Consider the following 17,409-nt stretch of genomic DNA (forward strand, 5'->3'; position numbering starts at 1 on the left):
TGGCGTTTTAATCAAGTTTTCTGTTAAGACGGTCGTCACCCTGAATTTATTTCAGGGTCTTTCACGCTAAAAAGATGCTGAAATAAATTCAGCAGGACGATAAAGCGGGATTAGGCGTAAATAAGATATAATTTTCAGCAAATAATTATCGAACTCAGGTTATTAATAAACAGCAGGTATTTATTTTTCGCATCAGGTATTTTTCCCCAATTTTCAACACTTGCAATTACATAATCAGTTCCTTCAACTTCTGTCAATTTATTGAAATGAGTATAATTGTTTTTGTCCTGACCGTAAGAGTTCAGGGTGAAAATGCTTAAGATCGTTATGAATATTTGCTTCATTCTTATTAGACCTATAATGTTTTATAGTTATTTGTTTGTTTCGCTTTTCCATTCATGCTCAACATTTGTCATAAGCAGCGCATTGTCAAAAGTCACCGACCCTGGGGGGAAAAGATCTTCGTTTTCAAAAAAACTTGATTTTACTTTCAAAACCTCAAGTGGTCTAACTTTCCAATGGTATGCTTTTAATCTCAAACCATCAAATTTGTCTTTATTTGGTGAATATCCAAGGTCGCCGTTTTCAAAAAAGTCAGATGCATTTGCTAGTGTTTTAAAAATTGATTTATTGTTAAACAAAGGAGTCTCAATAGCATCAATTAATGTCTCGGTATTGTCTGAGCTCTTAAACCTAATTTGGTAATTTCCGTTTTCTTCTTCTATGTTGAATTTTGCATGAAAGTGTTTGCCTGGAAATATTCGTCCACCAACGAGCGCATTTAATTTTAGCGAGGTATCCCGACGTGGTATATAAACTCCTGATTTTGTTACACCGTCCTCATCCCATTCAACTGCAATTCGATGAGCACCATTTTCAGAATTTACACCCATAAAGTTTGGTAACCCCTTTGGTTTTATATTTTTTAGTCTGATTAAGCATATTCCAACAATGGCCTTTTCCATATAAACTTTTGGTCTAAAAGGAAAGGGAATCAGCTCTTTCACAATCTTTGGGTCGGCTGTGAAGTTAATTAAGATTCTTCTGTCAATATATCCATGTATTGTTGGGATTCTCATTCCGTTTTGATTTTACGCTAACTAAAGTAAATATAGTCGAAATCACAATAAAATAATGTTGTTCAATTAAGAGAATAGGTATTAATAATTCTTTCTGGAAATAATTACCTTAAAATTGTTTTGCTGATGATCGGCCGCCTCTAAGCTTACAAACAAAATACGCCTTTAAGTTGAACTTAAAGGCGTATAAAATACTAAAAATGAATTTTACGATTTTATCGCTTAAAACGAATACGTTAATCCTCCGAAAATATTAAATCCGTTTACCTGGTAGTACAAATATTTGCTGTAGTTTGTATTTAAGATATTGTTTGCTTTAGCAAAAACAGAGAATTTTTTGTTGATGCGGTAATCAGCACCAAGACCTAAATCTACATAACCTTTAACCGTTTTAATTTCCTCTATCAATGGATTTGGAATTAGATACTGAGCAGGCTTAACTGGGTTAGCAATGTTTACTTTTGCTTTTATATCATCCTGAATCACCACACCAGCGTTAAAGCTTAGTTTTTTATTGTAGGTATAAACCAAGTTCGAGCTTACTTTTAAACCTGGTTTAAACCAAGAGTAAGTCTCTGCTGCGGGCTTCCAATCATCGAGGTTTAATTTACCTGTCCATTTTAAGGCATCGCTTACCTGAACAGAAATTTCACCTTCTAAACCTGTTAATTTCGTTTTACCGAAATCGTATATCACATCAAATTTGTTAAAATCAGTAAAGTTGTTGATGAACAAAGGCATATCGTCAAACTGTTTTACATATACACGCGCTTTGTAACCAAAACCTGGCCCACCAGTACCTTTAATACCAGCACTGAAACTTAACTTTTCAACCGTGTTTCTAACTACAATATTGCTGTTTAACCAAGGGTTTTCATCGGTAAAGCCTTTTAGCGAGTTTCTGTTTACATCACCTTTAACTTCTCCAAAAACCTGCAAGTAATCTGGAATTAAAGTGAAATCGGCGGTTATGGCAGGGAATATTCTAGAGCTGCTAACAGCGCCAAATTCTTGTACAAAATTAATACCCGCTGTAATTTTAGCGCCTTTAACCTGTAAACGGATATACGGATTTAAGCGCAACAGGTTATTGCCAACGCTGGTTAAAGCATCTTTGCTGTTACCAAATTCGGTTGATGCGGCCAAACCTAAGTTTAACGAGTTAATACGTTTGTTTACATAACCGTTTAAGCTCAGGTAGTTTTCTTTTGCGCTGAATTTATCATTCCAGATATAACCATTGGCTTTTAAAGCATAACTAAAAGCATCTTCATCCTCTGTAAAGTTTTTTACCAGCTCACCTTCCAGTTCAATGGTGGTTAAGGCCTGTTTATCAGGGTTAGGGTTAAGCGTAGGTCTGGCATCATCTATACCATAAAAGTAGGTGCCATTACGTTCAAAATTGATGCGGCCACTAACGGTATTCTGCTCTAAAATACTGCGACCAAAAATGCTTAACTGTTGGTTACTGCTATTCTGTTTGTTCAGCTTTCCTTCCTGACTAAAATGTTTAAAGTATCCACCAACCTGTAAACCTTCATCTTTACCGGTGTTAAAATAAGCTTCGCCCAAAAGGGTAGCCAACGACCCGAATGCACCTTTTACATAATTGTTAACCAATATGCTTTCTTTTTCTTCTGCCAAAGCTTGTGCCTGTAACTTTTGGATATCGCTGTTCAACTCCAGCTTTCTGTCCAAAATGCTGTAGTTCAATTTGGCCTTGTAAGTTTTAACATCATCTAAATTTGGGCTTCTTCTCAGCTTTACAGCCTCTGCCAAAATTGGTTTATATGGGCGCACTACCTCAATCTCTTCGTTTACAACCCCTTTTTCTTCCGTTTTTTTATCCTGCGCCTGTGCAGTCATTAATCCAGCAGCTAAAAAAAACAGTGAACTATATATATATTTAATCGATTTCATAATGCTACTTCTTCTGGTTTAGTTTTTCTAGTTTTTCTTTGGCTGTAGGGATAATATCATCCTTGCCTTCGTAGTTATCAATTATACTGAGAAGAGTGCTTTTTGCCTGTAAATTATCCTTCAGGGCCACATAGTTATCAGATAAAAGGATAAACGCCTTTGCTACCCAGTAATCGTAAGCAGCCATGTTGTTAACCAGATCGAAACAGGTTTTAGATGAAGTTTTGAAATCACCCTTGTTGTATTCCAATAAAGCTAAATTATATTTTGCTTCTGCGGCAGCAACTGTTTTTGTTTTGGCCACTACATTTTTAAACTCCTTAATTGCTGTGGTGGTATCGCCTTTTAACAAGTAAGCCTTACCAGAGAATAAGCTCGAACTGTTTTTTTCTTCCTCAGAAGCTTTTTCCGATTCTTTAGTCAGCTGTGCATATTTCAACATGTCATCGGGCATGTTTAAAGCGGTGTAAGCCTTTAACAAATTGTTGATGGCAAAACTATAGTGCGACTTGTAATCGGTAGTAGTTTCTAATCTTTTCAGGTACACAATGGCCTCGTTGTATTTCTTCTGATTTAAGAACAATGTTGATATACTTACCAAAGAACGTTCAGTGTAATCGCTCGTCCAGTCGTTTAAGATAAATTCGTAATCAGGAATGGCTTCATCAGGCCTGCCCAGTTTCACCAGCGATTCTGCCCTGATAAATTTAGCTTCTTTTTCATGGTTCGCTTTAGGGAATTTATCAAAGTAAGCATTTACCGCCTGGAATGCGCCATTGGCATCGCCCTTTAAATAAGTGTTATTGGCTGCGGCAAAAACGATATTGTCTTGCTCCGAGCCCGAATAATTTCCAAGCGGGGTAGTTGCTGCGTAAGCGATAAAACCATTTGCATCGCCGCGATCTACATAAATGTTTTTGATCGATTCCATTGCCTGTTTGGCTTCATCGGCAGTAGGGTAATCGCGGATTACCTTTTTAAACGATTCTAAAGCGGCATCGTCCTGATCCTGGTTGTATTGAACCAAACCGATGGTTACCAACGCTTTTGCTACATAACTGCTGCGTGGATATTTAGCTACCAGGGCTACAAGGTCTGATTTAGATTTATCAAAATCGCCCTTGTTGAAATACGTATAAGCGGTTTCGAAACCAGCATCATCAGCGTAATTAGAATTTGGAAAAGTATTCAACAGGCTCTGCATGGTAGCAATTTTTGCATCATACTGCGTTTCCAATCCCTGGATCATTCCTTTCTGGAAAGTGGCGTAATCTTCTGAAGTGGTTTTGCGGCTGATGATCTTGTTGTAATTTGCCATTGCATCACCATAGTTTTTGTTTACGAAATATGAATCGGCTAAACGGATGGTGGCATCATCAATCGTTTTTTGGTCTTTATCACTACCCGCGAGGAATTTTTCGAAATAAGTAGCTGCTTTGCTGTATTTCTCATCTTCGAAAGCTGCATAGGCCAAAGCGTAGTTCGCAAAATTGTAAACGCCGGTTTTATCGGCATCTGGCATTTTTAAGAATTTTTCGAAAGTGGTAACTGCTTCGCCGAACTTACGCAGCTCGTACATCGATTCAGCTTTCCAGTAAGTGTTTAGCGCATTGATCTCGTTGTCTTCAGGGAACTTTTCAGAACGTAAAAACATCGATAATGCATTCGGGAATGCTCTTTCGTTATAAAATTCTAACCCGCGGAAATAGGTTACTTTTTGGTAAGCTTCTTTAGCTTCAAGGTTTTTATCCGGAATAGGTTCTAAAATATCTACAGCCGCCTGATAGTTTTTGGTGGTTAATAAAACTTCACCCAATAAAGTTTTGGCTTCGTTTATTTTACGCGATTTCGGGAAAGTTTTTAAAAAACCCTGAGTGGCCTCTAGCGCCTGCTGATGGAATTCTAGTTCGTAACTTAATTTGGCATAATTTAACCATGCTTCTTCCTGTATACCCTTGTCAAAACTTAAACGCGATGCCCTGAAAAAAGCACTCTGCGCTTTTGGCTTATCGCCCAATTGAATAAAGGCTTTACCCAAAGTATGCATACCATTTTGAAGGTAAACATCATCGGTATTTAGTTTTTCTAAAACAGCAACAGACTCTTTATATTTCTTATTCTGGAACAAAGAGTACCCGTATTGGTAAATGAAGAGGTTGTTTTTAGTTTCGCTTTTATCTTTTGCATAATATTCGGCGAAATACTTTTCAGCATTTTTGAATTCAGATTTCGCAAAGTACGATGCTGCGACCAAACTCAACATTTCTGGTTCGAACTGTTGTTTGGTTTTTTGAATGGCTGCCAAAGCATAGCTGATTACATCATCATAACGCTCGTCAAGGTAATACATCGAAGTGATGTAGTATGGATAACTCGCCTCATAAGTAGGAGAGCCCTTTAACTTTTCGAAGTTGGCCAATGCCGTTTTATACTCTTTGTTTAAGTAATTGATGTAAGCAAAGTAATAGGTGGCGCTTTCCTGAAAATCGCCTTCTTCTTTTTTAACTTTTTCGAATAAAGGTTCTGCTTTGTCGTAGTCTTTAAGTTCGAAATAAGCGTAACCTTGTTTAAACTGGTATTCGTTTCTTTGTTTGCCTGAAAGCGTAGAAGGATCTGTTTTTTCGAACCATTCTAAAGCTTTTTTATAGTTTTTTTGGTTGAAATAAGTTTTTCCAACATAGAAATAAGCCAGTTTGGTGTTCGGGTTTAACGGATAATCGCGGATAAATGCCTGAAATAAACTTTCAGCATCGCTATTGGTTAACTCTAGTGCACAAACAGCAGCGTAAAATTTTGCATTCTCTTTCAGTAAAGATAATTCGGCATTACTCTCCGTTTGGGTAGAAGGTTTATAACGTTGCAGCTCAACAAGTTTAAACTGTTGTGCAGCTGCGGTGTATTTTTCTTTGTCTAATAATTCTAAGCCCGTTTGATAGTTTTTGTTGAGGTTTTGCACTGCGCTAACCTGAGCGTAGGTGCTAAAACTTCCTGCTAAAAGTAGCGGAATTAGTAAGTATTTTTTTTGCATTGGTTTCAAATATGGTTGGTACTAAATTAGAAATAGTATCAAAGCTTATCAACAGAAGTAATTAACATCTGTTAATAACACAAATTAACGATAGGATTTTTGGTTTGGTATTAAGGGGTGAACGAATGTGGAAAAAAGGGCGGTTCATTGGTCATTCGTTCATTTGTCATTGGTGCCGCCGCATCTGGTAGAGGTTCACTGGTTCATTCGTCAATAGTTCATTGGTGCCACCGCATCCGGTAAGGCCCATTGGTTCAATTGTCATTAGTTCATTGGTACCGTTGCATTTGTCAATGTATGTTGGTTTTTTCCCAACGAGGCCTGCCTACTACAGGCAATCTTTGTCGAAATCGAGTAGAAGGGTTAACTGCTTAATTGTTTAAGATCGGTTAATCGTATAGATTGGTTAATTGTCTATGCTATCAACAATGAACTGTCTGCCTTAGTCCTTTCGGCAAAATGCTAGTCTATGTAACCTGCACTAATAAACCAATGACCAATGAACGATTGAACTAACCTATCCCTGGCTTGCCAGCAAGTACAGCACAGCCATTCTTACTGCCACTCCGTTTTCTACCTGTTCTAAAATGATCGATTGTTTACTGTCGGCCACATCGCTGGTAATTTCAACACCTCTGTTTATCGGGCCAGGGTGCATGACAATGATTTCTTTATCGAGGTTATCTAAGATCTGTTTATTTAAGCCGTACATCATAGCGTATTCCCTTAATGATGGGAAATATTTAATGTCCTGGCGCTCTAATTGAATACGGAGCATGTTTGCTACATCGCACCAGTTCAGGGCTTTAATTAAATTATGCTCAACTTTTACTCCAAGTTGGTGGATGTGCTTAGGGATTAATGTTGTAGGTCCACAAACCATTACCTCGGCACCTAAACGCTGCAGGCAAAGGATGTTCGAAATGGCTACACGTGAGTGTAAGATATCGCCCACAATTACCACTTTTTTGCCAGCTACATCACCCAATTTCTGGCGGATAGAGAAAGCATCAAGTAAGGCTTGTGTTGGATGTTCGTGCGCACCGTCTCCGGCATTTACAATCTGCGCTTTAACGTGTTTGCTTAAAAACTGACCAGCACCCGCATAAGGATGGCGCATCACCACCATATCCACTTTCATCGATAAAATGTTGTTTACGGTATCGATCAGGGTTTCACCTTTGCTCACCGATGAAGAGGAAGCGGCAAAATTGACCACATCGGCCGAAAGCCTTTTTTCAGCAAGTTCGAACGAAAGTTTGGTACGGGTAGAGTTTTCGAAAAAGATATTGGCAATGGTAATATCACGGAGTGAAGGAACCTTTTTTATTGGTCTGTTAATCACTTCCTTGAAATTATCTGCAGTTTCGAAAATCAATTCAATATCATTCCGGTTAATATCTTTAATGCCTAAAAGATGTCGGGTTGATAGTTTTTCTGCTGCCATTTTTATTTAGTATTTTCGGATATTAAAATCACTTTATCTTCACTTCCTTCGCTCGCCCAGGTTACTTTTACCTGTTGCGAGTTTAAGCTATCTACTTGATGCCCAATGTAATCGGGCTCGATAGGTAAGTGTCTGCTAAACCTACGGTCTATTAAAACCAAAAGTTCAACTTTCTCTGGGCGGCCATAGGCAAGTAGGGCGTCAAGCGCTGCTCTAATGGTTCTACCGGTCCAAAGTACATCATCAATTAAGATTACTTTTTTGCCTTCGATAATAAAATCGATCGAGTTACTGCTTGCGGTAACCAATCCGTCTTTACGGCGGAAATCATCTCTAAAGAAAGTAATATCAAGGTTTCCCTTTAAAATTTTCTTGTTTTTTAGAATCTGTTGAAGATCCTGATGAATGCGATCTGCCAGAAAAATACCCCTTGGCTGGATGCCAATTAAAACGGTATTTGCGAAATCGTCGTGGTTTTCAATTAATTGATGGCAGAGCCTCTTAATTGTAATCTGAATTTTTTGTCCGTCAAGAAGTGTTTTCTTTTGCATTGAAGAAGGATTGGGCAAATATATAAAAATGTTTTAAGGTAAGAAAGTTGAAGATCGATTGTTTTATTTTTTGATAGTTAAATTGTTCTGTTACAACATTTAAAAATCGGTTTTTCTTTTTGCAATGTTTTTTGGAAAGCAATAGCTGTTTTTCATCTTAATGTTGGTCCGGCTGTACACTTAGTCCCGATTTTCAATCGTGAGCTGCCGTTTCCATCCGGTTTAGCGGGTCAGTTTCTGCAATTATTCGGGGGCAAAACCAATGTGTTATATTTATCAAATATTTCTGCCTCCACTTATCAATTAATGTTTATTAGACATTCCTCAGATATTTATTGGATTAAAAAGCTTTATTTTTATAGCATATGATTCAGCAACCAATAATCTTTTTCGATGGTGTTTGTAATCTTTGCAATGCATCGGTTCAGTTTGTTATTGCGCATGATAAAAAAGATCAGTTTAGATTTACTGCGCTACAAGGTGATTACGCCAAAGAAATTCTACCGCAATTTAACGCTGATTTAGGAAAGTTGAATACCATTTTATTGCTGGAGGATGGAAAACTCTATACTAAATCTTCAGCGGCATTGCGTGTAGCCCGAAAACTCAATGGATTAATTCCGCTTCTTTATGCATTTATCATTGTTCCCAAATTTATCCGCGATTGGGTTTATGATATTATTGCCAGAAACCGTTACAGATGGTGGGGTAGGCAGGAGAGTTGTTGGGTACCAACACCCGATTTGAAAAGTAAGTTTATAGCTTAATTTTGTTGATCATTTTTCTTTCTACCCGGCGACCAAAGCCAAAGTGTTAAAATGATTAACGGTATGGTAATGCTTAAAGCAATTACAATCATAATGGCTTTTTGCTTAACCATGTCTGCTTCAGTAGAAGTAAATACATACACCGTTTCTTTAATGGCAAATAAGGTTATGATGGTAGAAAGGACGGCAAATAGTTTACGCATGGTTTAATTTTTAGTACAAAGATTGCATAAATTTTTAAAAACAAGAAGGATGCTGAACTAAATTCAGCATGACCTAGCGGAACCAAAAATTCAGCCCGATTTCTTTAAACTGACTTAACCTTAACTAAATAAATGAGAATATTTTGCTGTTATCAGGGCATTTAAAGATGGTTGGGATTACGCTGGGTGCATATCAATCACAGGTGGCAAATCAGCTAATCCATTAAACCGTTTATCTTTTCGTTAAGTTCTTTTAAAGGCTTGGCGAATACGCTGTCGTTCATCTTTTTCCCGATGTAGATAAACGGTATGCCGACTAGCATAAGCAAGACCATCTGAATGAAAAAATGTGGTAAACTGAATACCTTCTCAAAGGTTTGATGTACATATAACCGATATGCCAGTAGACCGGTCGGACCTGCCAGCGGGATAAAAATGTAGCTGTAAATGATTTCCCCTCTTAATATCCGCTTAATGGCCGTTAGATTGTTGATCAAAACCTGTTTTGTATTGGTGTTATAGTCTACGCTGGTCTTGATTTTTTTGAAGTTATTTAAGCCCATAGCCCTAAAAATTTCATAGGTGATAAATGAAAAGACCAAGAGGTATTTTAAATCGCCTTTTACAAAAAACGCCATTGTTAAAGTGGGTATGTCGATAATCCTGATCCATCTTAATTTCCATTTCAGCTTAAATAATAAATCCTGTAAAAGGCTGTGCGATTTTTCATCTATGGTAATATTGGCAATGGCGGTCTTCTCCACTTCTGAGTTAAACTCTACGCTCAGGTTTTTCCATTCTTGTTCCAGGTCCATATTATTTTCGGGTTAGGAGGGTGGTTAATTGTTGTTTAATCCGGTGCAGTTTTACGTTGGCGTGGTTTCTTGATAGGCCTATCATCTCGCTTATTTCGGTATTGTCGAAACCATCCAGATGGAGCATGATTATACTTCGGTCTATTTCGGTTAATTGTTTTATGCAACGGTAAAGCCAATCGGCGCGTTCTGATAATTCGGGCGGCTCAAAAAAGTGGTCGAAAGCACTTTGTTCCTTTGTGCGGTTGTGCTTTTTTTGCCTGCTCAAAAAAGAAAGTGAAACATTTAAACTGAGCTTGTACAGCCAGGTAGAAAACTTAGCATCGCCTTTAAATCTGCCATAAGCACTCCAGCTTTGAAAAACGATTTCTTGATACAAATCTTTGCGGTCCTCTTCATCATCTGCATAAAGGTTTACCATTTTATAGATAATGCCTTTATGTACTTCCAGTTTGTCGAGATAAGATTTTTCAATCATATGCTATTGCCTACCTGCTTTTCGATAATTGATTCGACTTGAATGCTTTCTGGTACTGGTAAATTCCGAGGATTAACGAAATTGCAGCCACCGTTAATAAGAAATACTTGGTATAGCCTTGAACGCCTGTGGTATTCGCGACAATACTTAAAAATGCAGCGATACCTAATTTTGAGTTGTTATTTTCCATTGCTAATTTAATTGATTTGAACAGTTAATATGTAGGAGTACGGAAAAATTACAGCAATCGAAAATTAATTTTCTAAGTACCTTTTAGAATAAGTAATCCCCATTAAATCGTAGCGTTTAAACTGTGTTTTTAGCCTTTTTTGAAAATCTGGATAATTCCGTTTTTCTTTCGGACTCCATAAAATTTCGCTCAAGGCATCTAATCTTGGAAAAAGCAGGTATTGTACTTTTGCCGGATTGGTAATGTACTCACTCCATAAACAGCCCTGTGCGCCCCAAATGTATTTAGCCTGCTCGGCACTTAATTCAGCCGGTACGGGTTCATAATTGTAAACATCAATTAAGGGCGAAAACTTATTTGCAGCCAAGCTATCTTCTTTTACAAACTGACCATGATTGAAATACATCTTATCTTCAGGTGTCATAATGGCTTTGTGGTTTTGTTTTGCCGCATCTATACCACCTTTTTCGCCTTGCCAGCTCATTACAACTGCATTCGGGGCTAAACCACCCTGTAAAATTTCGTTCCAACCGATAATGGTTTTGCCTTTACTGTTTACAAATTTTTCCATCCTGCGGATGAAATAACTCTGTAACTCACTTTCATTTTTCAAACCATTGGCTTTCATAATCTGTTGCGAAACAGCAGATTGTTTCCACCATACTTTAGAGGCTTCATCGCCACCAATGTGGATGTATTGCGAGGGGAACAAAGCCATTACCTCAGTTAATACATTTTCCAGAAACTTAAAAGTTGTGTCAGACGCTTGAAGTACATTGTTGTATTTGTTCATCATTCCCCAGGTTTGCGCAACTTCATATTTTTTATCAGGCGTTGTTCCCAACTCTGGGTAAGCAGCCAATAAGGCCATGCTGTGTGCAGGCATTTCAATTTCAGGAATAATGGTAATGTAACGTTTAGCAGCATAATCAACCACATCTTTAATCTGTTCTTGCGTGTAATAACCACCGTGACGGATACCATCGGTTTTAATAACGGCATCTTTTGGCGTAATTTTTACGTCTGCTGGCAATACCTGATATTTTATGTGCTCGTTTCCTTGTCCGGGCCATAAACCAATAATGCTACCATTTCTCCATGCACCAATTTCCGTAAGCTTAGGATATTTTTTGATTTCGATCCGCCAGCCATGGTCATCAGTTAAATGCCAATGAAAATAATTCATTTTATGAAGCGCTAGATAATCGATGTACTGTTTTACAAAAGCAACATCAAAAAAATGGCGACTTACATCGAGGTGCATGCCTCGATAATCGAAGCGGGGATAATCTATAATAGAAACAGCCGGGATTTGTAATAATTGAGATTTTGTCTCAGGTATCAACTGAATTAATGTTTGAATACCGTAAAAAAGTCCATTTTCTGAACATGCATAAACTATTATCTGATAGTTGTTGCTTATAAGCTCGTATTCGTTTAAGTTTTTTAATAACCGACTAATTATTTCTAATTTGATTACGTTTTTTTTGTTCGTTGAATTAGGATTAATTCGAAGCTTTATATTATAATATTGTTGAATATAATTTTGCAGAAATAAAGCTGAATTTGATAAAGAATCATTTGAAATAATTTCTGTGTGTTGATCAATGATAAATTTTTCCGTGTTTTTTCCTGTTTTAATACTTACAGGTTGTGGGATTATGTTTACTTCCTGTGCAGAAAGTTTAAACGAAATAATTGATAAAAACAAAAAGATAAATTTCTTCATTATAAGGGATTTTCCTTTTCAAAAGTAATAATTATAGACGGATGAAAGGGAAGGTTTGGTAGAACGAAAACTTATGTTACATAAACCCGATAGGATGAATGCCGTTTTTCACGGTAGAAAGTATAGCGGGGCAGGAGTTGCCGATGAGCAGTTGCTTTGGTTTTCTAATTATTATTTACCATATAAGGCATTTGAGAAAATATAAGCTCTTGTCGTGTTTTTAATTGCATTAATGAGATTGCTTCGTCGGCTGAAAAAGCCTTCTCGCAATGACGATTCATCAAGGAAATCCGTGCACTCCGTGTTTGCGTGGCTATAATACCGATGAGCAGTTGCTTTGGTTTTCTAATTATTATTTACCATATAAGGCATTTGAGAAAATATAAGCTCAAGTCTTGCTCAATTGTATTAATAAGATTGCTTCGGCTCGCTCAATCCCTGCCTCGCAATGACGATTGATGGGAGAAAGTCCGTGCACTCCGTGTTTGCGTGGCTATAATACCGATGAGCAGTTGCTTTGGTTTTCTAATTATTATTTACCATATAAGGCATTTGAGAAAATATAAGCTCAAGTCTTGCTCAATTGTATTAATAAGATTGCTTCGGCTCGCTCAATCCCTGCCTCGCAATGACGATTGATGGGAGAAAGTCCGTGCACTCCGTGTTTCCGTGGCTATAATACCGATGAGCGGTTGCTTTCGTTTTCAAATTGTTATTTACCATGTAGGCATTTAAGAAAATATAAGCTCAAGTCTTGCTCAATTGTATTAATAAGATTGCTTCGTCGGCTGAAAAAGCCTTCTCGCAATGACGATTCATCAAGGAAATCCGTGCGCTCAGTGTTTCCGTGGCAAAAAAATAATCAAAAAAAATCCCGATAACTTTCGCTATCGGGATTAATATGATCAGTTAAAAAGAACTAGCCTTTTTTAGCTTTGCTTTCTTCGCCTTCTAATTGCGATTTCAATTGAGCCAATACGTCTAAGTCTCCTAAAGTAGATTTCTCTACAGAATCTTTAACTTTTTTAACCGCAGTTACAGCAGCTTTAGCTTCTTTTTTCTTAGTTGCTCTTTCTTCAGCAACAGCTTCAGCTTTAACTTCTTCCCAAATACGGGCGTGAGAAACAACGATGCGTTTAGCTTCTTTGTTAAACTCGATGATTTTGAAGTCGTTAGTTTCTTCAGCTTTAACTGATGTACCATCTTCTTTAACCATGTGTTTAGTTGGTACGAAACCTTCTACACCATATGGTAAAGCAATAACAGCACCTTTATCAGTTACTTTAACAACTGTACCTTGGTGAACCGAATCTAAAGTGAAGATCGTTTCGAAAGTATCCCAAGGGTTTTCTTCCAATTGTTTGTGACCTAAGCTTAATTTACGGTTATCAACATCAAGTTCTAAAACAACAACGTCTAATACATCACCAACTTTAGTGAATTCGTTAGGGTGGTTTACTTTTTTAGACCAAGATAAATCAGAGATGTGGATTAAACCATCAATACCTTCTTCGATTTCAACAAAAACACCGAAGTTAGTCATGTTTTTAACAGTTGCTTGGTGCTTGCTTCCAACTGGGAATTTAGCAGCAACTTCTTGCCATGGATCGTTAGATAATTGTTTAATACCTAAGCTCATTTTGCGCTCGTCTCTGTCTAAAGTTAAAACTTCAGCTTCGATCTCATCACCAACTTTTAAGAATTCTTGTGGATTTCTTAAGTTTTGTGACCAGCTCATTTCAGAAACGTGGATTAAACCTTCAACACCTGGGATGATTTCTAAGAAAGCACCGTAATCTGCAACAGTTACGATTTTTCCTTTTACTTTAGAACCAACTTGGATGTCGGTGCTTAAGTTCTCCCAAGGGTGTGGAGTTAATTGTTTCAAGCCTAAAGCGATACGTTTTTTCTCATCATCGAAATCTAAAACAACCACGTTGATTTTTTCATCTAATGATAATACTTCTTTTGGATGCTCTATGCGGCCCCAAGAAATATCAGTAATGTGAAGTAAACCATCAACACCACCTAAATCGATGAACACACCGAAATCAGTAATGTTTTTAACAGTACCTTCCAATACCTGACCTTTTTCTAATTTAGAAACGATCTCTACTTTTTGGCTTTCTAAATCATCTTCAATTAACACTTTATGAGAAACGACTACGTTTTTAAACTCATGGTTAATTTTAACAACTTTGAATTCCATTGTTTTACCCACGTATACATCGTAATCGCGGATAGGTTTAATATCAATTTGAGATCCTGGTAAGAAAGCTTCAACGCCCATGATATCAACAATTAAACCACCTTTAGTACGGCTCTTAACGAAACCGTTGATGATTCTATCATTTTCAAGAGCCTCGTTAATTGCTTCCCATGATCTTTGGGTTTTTGCTCTTTTGCGAGAAAGGATCAATTGACCGTTAGCATCTTCTGGTGCTTCAACGAAAACGTCAACTGAATCGCCGATTTTAAGATCTGGTGTATCACGGAATTCAGAAGTAGAAACTAAACCGTCTGATTTGAAACCTACGTTTAATACTACATCTTTGTTGTTGATTGAAACAACGATACCGCTGATGATTTCACCTTTAGTGATCTGATTGAATGTTCCAGCATACATATCTTCAAACTTTTTACGGTCTGCATCATTGTAATTACCGAAAACTTTTTCATCTGCATCCCAATCGAAATCTTCCGATGGTGTAGCCAATGATGATTTGATCGATTCGATCGAAACTGAATCAGCTTCTGATTCAATAGTTTCTTTTTCAGTTAGGCGTCCGCCTTCTCCCTGAAGTTCAGCTGTTTTAGCTGCTAATTCTTTTTCTGCTACTTGTTTTTTAGCCATTAATTAATTATCTCCTTTTTCCCCTATTTAGGGACTGCAAAGGTAAAAATATTTTAATTAATAGAAAAGATTTTTTTAATAAATATTGCTGATTTTTAGCACTTTATAATTCCCCTCCTTTGGAGGGGTGCCTGAAAGGCGGGGTGGTTATTTAAATTTGTCAGATGCGCTTTTAGAATATGAAACCAATATATAGTGATTTTAAGGTTAATTATTTGAAAATGAGCGCTCCGTATTTCTTCGGGAGCAGCAGCCCTGCTATCGCTTATAGTCCTCACTACGTTCCGGGCTATTCCGCTCTATCAGGTTTAAAAACAAGGGTTGTGCACAAATACCTACCAAACGTTCCTACGGAACGAAACACAAATAACATCGGTTATTTGCTACCTAGCAAGCGTCCCGATGGGACGGCATGTAAAGTTGCTAAAGTTGCCAGATCGGCTTCAATTTGCAAATCGCCCAATTAGGCGGTGTGTGGTTATTTGTTAAGACTAAGCGTCCCATAGGGACGATTCATGGGTAGAAAAAAAAGTTCCGTAGGAACGTTTGATGTGATTTTGGAAATTCTATTTTTTTGTAAAAGTTCCTCTTGTAAAACCTTCGCCAATTAATGTTTGATCATCTCTGATCAATAGCATTATGGTGTTCTGCTGATCGTAAAGTTTGATCATATCCCCCTCAATAATGTATTTCGAGGTGAAAATGGAATCAGTATAGGCATCGGTAACGGTTACCGAATCTTTCGATTTAAAATTGAAGGTTTTATACTGTATATCTTCGTTGCTTGCAAAAGTACCTGTTACCACTTTTGCCTGTATAAAAGTAATGTAGCAGAAATAGCCGGTTACCAGAATCACAATTACCGAAAAACCGATCAAAAATTTATTGCCGCTGGCATATTTGATCGAAAAGTATAAAATGGTAATCAGTATTAAGGCCACAACCGCAAAAAAGATAATGTTCGTATAATCTTTGTTTTCTTGAGGTACCGATGCCGCAATGTTTGTTTTTTCGGCTGCTGCTTTTACAGGAGAAACCCTGACCAAAAACTCTTTACTCACCCATCCTTCACCATTGGTAACCTTAATTTTATAAAAGCTGGTATTTGATGAATCGATCACAGCGACATTTTCACCTTTAGGTAGGTGTCCAACAATTTTGCTTTTCGGATCAGCTTTTTCCCTAACCCTCAAATCATCAGCAGTTGCGCGATACATATCAGTGCTTGTTGCCGTTTGAGGGGTAGCGGCCGGCTGTGCAGTATTTGGCTGAGGAGTTGATAGTTTAGCAGCAGGAGCAATTTTTTCGATGAAATCTTTGCTTACCCAGCCTTCGCGGTTTTTAAACTTTACTTTGTAAAACTTGGCATTGCCTGCATCTAAAACCGTAATGTTTTCATTTTGAGCAATATTTCCAATCACCTTGCTTTTCGGATCGCTACTTTCCCTTACACGCAATTTGTCTGCCTTAACACGATAAGTTTCTTGTGCATTCAAACGGTTAGTGAAAATAAAAAGAGCGATGAGGAGGAAGAAAATTCTAGTCATAGGTATGGGATTCTGCAAAGCAGTTTAGTAAATATTGCAACGACGCTAAGAGCAAATATCGTGCTAAGTGAGCCAAAATTATGAAATACTTTTAATAGGTGAGGATAAGATTGAAAAAAGGGTACAAATCTCCTCCATTTATAGTATTACGCCCAGTAGCTCACTTTTTTTGATAAAACCAATGTATCTAGAGTCTCTAGCGTTGTTTCTATTGTCTCCAAGCACAAAAAAACTGTCATTTGGAACTAAGGCAGGGCCGAAATTATCCACATTCCACTTCTTAGACCATTGTTGCTCAATTTGCTCATCGCGGTATACAGGCATTTTTACTTCTTTATATTGGTAAATGCCAGCTTTTTTTGCTTGAGCATCAATAAGATCCATATGTGTCTCATCTCCAATAGTATACGTGTTTTCTCCAGCTTTTATTTTGCCTGAACCAATTAAGGCGTTATATATTTCATTACTGAAATTATAGCTGTGTTTGGTGTCGTAATTTTGAAGCATCAACTTGCCGTTTAAATAAACTTCTCCCATCTTTACTTCAATTTTATCTCCAGCGAGAGCACAAAGTCTGTAAATGCAACGCTCACCGCTCGTTTTTACCACAATAAGATCACCTCTTTTGGCTTCTTTTAAATTGGATGCCATTACAATCTGATCAACGACAATATTGGGTTCGTTTGCAGCGGAAACATTCTTGTAGGTGTTAAAAATTCCCAAAAACCTGATGCTGATCCACAAGCATACAAGAAGGATGAAAAATCCTGAAAAAATGAAGATGATCTTTTTCATAGTTTA

General features: G+C 37.4%; 16 protein-coding genes. 2 read left to right on the forward strand and 14 right to left on the reverse strand.

From position 1 onward, the window contains the following. Positions 1 to 134 precede the first annotated feature (134 nt). The 6 genes from AW17_RS19935 to pyrR all read right to left on the reverse strand — a co-directional run bounded on the left by AW17_RS19935 (position 135) and on the right by pyrR (position 8,025). Positions 135 to 344, reverse strand: coding sequence for a hypothetical protein (locus tag AW17_RS19935; RefSeq protein WP_029279347.1), 210 nt, complete (start codon positions 342 to 344; stop codon positions 135 to 137). Positions 345 to 371: 27 nt separating this feature from the next. Next, positions 372 to 1,079 carry a DUF2071 domain-containing protein gene (locus tag AW17_RS19940; RefSeq protein ID WP_029279349.1) on the reverse strand — a complete coding sequence of 236 codons (708 nt, stop codon included), beginning with the start codon at positions 1,077 to 1,079 and terminating at the stop codon, positions 372 to 374. Between the two features lie 222 nt (positions 1,080 to 1,301). Then, a complete protein-coding gene (locus AW17_RS19945; RefSeq protein ID WP_029279351.1) occupies positions 1,302 to 2,999 on the reverse strand; it encodes a porin family protein in 1,698 nt (565 codons plus the stop codon). Between the two features lie 4 nt (positions 3,000 to 3,003). After that, positions 3,004 to 6,027 (reverse strand): tetratricopeptide repeat protein, encoded by a 3,024-nt coding sequence (locus AW17_RS19950; RefSeq protein ID WP_029279353.1) that lies wholly within the window; start codon positions 6,025 to 6,027, stop codon positions 3,004 to 3,006. Between the two features lie 517 nt (positions 6,028 to 6,544). Then, positions 6,545 to 7,474: an aspartate carbamoyltransferase catalytic subunit gene (locus AW17_RS19955; protein ID WP_029279355.1), complete on the reverse strand. Its 930-nt coding sequence runs from the start codon at positions 7,472 to 7,474 to the stop codon at positions 6,545 to 6,547. A 2-nt stretch (positions 7,475 to 7,476) separates the two neighbouring features. Beyond that, positions 7,477 to 8,025 (reverse strand): bifunctional pyr operon transcriptional regulator/uracil phosphoribosyltransferase PyrR, encoded by a 549-nt coding sequence (gene pyrR / locus AW17_RS19960; protein ID WP_029279357.1) that lies wholly within the window; start codon positions 8,023 to 8,025, stop codon positions 7,477 to 7,479. A gap of 365 nt (positions 8,026 to 8,390) precedes the next feature. On the opposite strand from pyrR, the gene AW17_RS19965 reads away from it, so the two are divergent. Further along, entirely contained in the window at positions 8,391 to 8,792 is a 402-nt protein-coding gene (locus AW17_RS19965) for a thiol-disulfide oxidoreductase DCC family protein (protein ID WP_029279358.1), read from the forward strand. Here the strand turns inward: AW17_RS19965 and AW17_RS19970 are convergent. From AW17_RS19970 to AW17_RS19990, 5 genes are all read right to left on the reverse strand, one after another. Then, positions 8,789 to 8,995, reverse strand: coding sequence for a hypothetical protein (locus AW17_RS19970; protein WP_029279360.1), 207 nt, complete (start codon positions 8,993 to 8,995; stop codon positions 8,789 to 8,791). The two genes, AW17_RS19965 and AW17_RS19970, sit on opposite strands and share 4 nt — an antisense overlap. A 215-nt stretch (positions 8,996 to 9,210) precedes the next feature. Continuing rightward, entirely contained in the window at positions 9,211 to 9,810 is a 600-nt protein-coding gene (locus tag AW17_RS19975) for a hypothetical protein (protein ID WP_029279362.1), read from the reverse strand. A gap of 1 nt (position 9,811) precedes the next feature. Further along, positions 9,812 to 10,288, reverse strand: a complete 477-nt coding sequence (locus AW17_RS19980; RefSeq protein WP_029279364.1) for an RNA polymerase sigma factor — start codon at positions 10,286 to 10,288, stop codon at positions 9,812 to 9,814. Between the two features lie 10 nt (positions 10,289 to 10,298). Then, on the reverse strand, positions 10,299 to 10,478 hold the full coding sequence (locus AW17_RS19985; protein WP_029279366.1) for a hypothetical protein: 180 nt from the start codon (positions 10,476 to 10,478) through the stop codon (positions 10,299 to 10,301). A gap of 64 nt (positions 10,479 to 10,542) precedes the next feature. Then, complete coding sequence (locus AW17_RS19990; protein WP_029279368.1) at positions 10,543 to 12,207, reverse strand: beta-N-acetylhexosaminidase; 1,665 nt, start codon at positions 12,205 to 12,207, stop codon at positions 10,543 to 10,545. A gap of 73 nt (positions 12,208 to 12,280) precedes the next feature. Here AW17_RS19990 and AW17_RS25195 point away from each other — a divergent pair, with 73 nt between their 5' ends. Beyond that, positions 12,281 to 12,412, forward strand: coding sequence for a hypothetical protein (locus AW17_RS25195; RefSeq protein ID WP_280740054.1), 132 nt, complete (start codon positions 12,281 to 12,283; stop codon positions 12,410 to 12,412). A gap of 714 nt (positions 12,413 to 13,126) precedes the next feature. Here the strand turns inward: AW17_RS25195 and rpsA are convergent. The 3 genes from rpsA to lepB all read right to left on the reverse strand — a co-directional run bounded on the left by rpsA (position 13,127) and on the right by lepB (position 17,403). After that, complete coding sequence (gene rpsA, locus AW17_RS19995; RefSeq protein WP_029279370.1) at positions 13,127 to 15,061, reverse strand: 30S ribosomal protein S1; 1,935 nt, start codon at positions 15,059 to 15,061, stop codon at positions 13,127 to 13,129. A gap of 566 nt (positions 15,062 to 15,627) precedes the next feature. Next, positions 15,628 to 16,608: an SH3 domain-containing protein gene (locus tag AW17_RS20005; RefSeq protein ID WP_029279374.1), complete on the reverse strand. Its 981-nt coding sequence runs from the start codon at positions 16,606 to 16,608 to the stop codon at positions 15,628 to 15,630. A 138-nt stretch (positions 16,609 to 16,746) separates the two neighbouring features. Further along, entirely contained in the window at positions 16,747 to 17,403 is a 657-nt protein-coding gene (gene lepB / locus AW17_RS20010) for a signal peptidase I (protein ID WP_029279376.1), read from the reverse strand. Positions 17,404 to 17,409: the final 6 nt, after the last annotated feature.

Origin of the sequence: Pedobacter borealis DSM 19626, from assembly GCF_000708285.2 — a bacterium.
In the GTDB taxonomy this organism is placed as follows: Bacteria; Bacteroidota; Bacteroidia; order Sphingobacteriales; family Sphingobacteriaceae; genus Pedobacter; species Pedobacter borealis.

What these genes read in the sequence shown, in the direction of transcription:
- AW17_RS19935 (WP_029279347.1), bottom strand. Translation starts at nt 344, where the DNA reads ATGAAGCAAATATTCATAACGATCTTAAGCATTTTCACCCTGAACTCT.
- AW17_RS19940 (WP_029279349.1), bottom strand. Translation starts at nt 1,079, where the DNA reads ATGAGAATCCCAACAATACATGGATATATTGACAGAAGAATCTTAATT.
- AW17_RS19945 (WP_029279351.1), bottom strand. Translation starts at nt 2,999, where the DNA reads ATGAAATCGATTAAATATATATATAGTTCACTGTTTTTTTTAGCTGCT.
- AW17_RS19950 (WP_029279353.1), bottom strand. Translation starts at nt 6,027, where the DNA reads ATGCAAAAAAAATACTTACTAATTCCGCTACTTTTAGCAGGAAGTTTT.
- AW17_RS19955 (WP_029279355.1), bottom strand. Translation starts at nt 7,474, where the DNA reads ATGGCAGCAGAAAAACTATCAACCCGACATCTTTTAGGCATTAAAGAT.
- pyrR (WP_029279357.1), bottom strand. Translation starts at nt 8,025, where the DNA reads ATGCAAAAGAAAACACTTCTTGACGGACAAAAAATTCAGATTACAATT.
- AW17_RS19965 (WP_029279358.1), top strand. Translation starts at nt 8,391, where the DNA reads ATGATTCAGCAACCAATAATCTTTTTCGATGGTGTTTGTAATCTTTGC.
- AW17_RS19970 (WP_029279360.1), bottom strand. Translation starts at nt 8,995, where the DNA reads ATGCGTAAACTATTTGCCGTCCTTTCTACCATCATAACCTTATTTGCC.
- AW17_RS19975 (WP_029279362.1), bottom strand. Translation starts at nt 9,810, where the DNA reads ATGGACCTGGAACAAGAATGGAAAAACCTGAGCGTAGAGTTTAACTCA.
- AW17_RS19980 (WP_029279364.1), bottom strand. Translation starts at nt 10,288, where the DNA reads ATGATTGAAAAATCTTATCTCGACAAACTGGAAGTACATAAAGGCATT.
- AW17_RS19985 (WP_029279366.1), bottom strand. Translation starts at nt 10,478, where the DNA reads ATGGAAAATAACAACTCAAAATTAGGTATCGCTGCATTTTTAAGTATT.
- AW17_RS19990 (WP_029279368.1), bottom strand. Translation starts at nt 12,207, where the DNA reads ATGAAGAAATTTATCTTTTTGTTTTTATCAATTATTTCGTTTAAACTT.
- AW17_RS25195 (WP_280740054.1), top strand. Translation starts at nt 12,281, where the DNA reads ATGTTACATAAACCCGATAGGATGAATGCCGTTTTTCACGGTAGAAAG.
- rpsA (WP_029279370.1), bottom strand. Translation starts at nt 15,061, where the DNA reads ATGGCTAAAAAACAAGTAGCAGAAAAAGAATTAGCAGCTAAAACAGCT.
- AW17_RS20005 (WP_029279374.1), bottom strand. Translation starts at nt 16,608, where the DNA reads ATGACTAGAATTTTCTTCCTCCTCATCGCTCTTTTTATTTTCACTAAC.
- lepB (WP_029279376.1), bottom strand. Translation starts at nt 17,403, where the DNA reads ATGAAAAAGATCATCTTCATTTTTTCAGGATTTTTCATCCTTCTTGTA.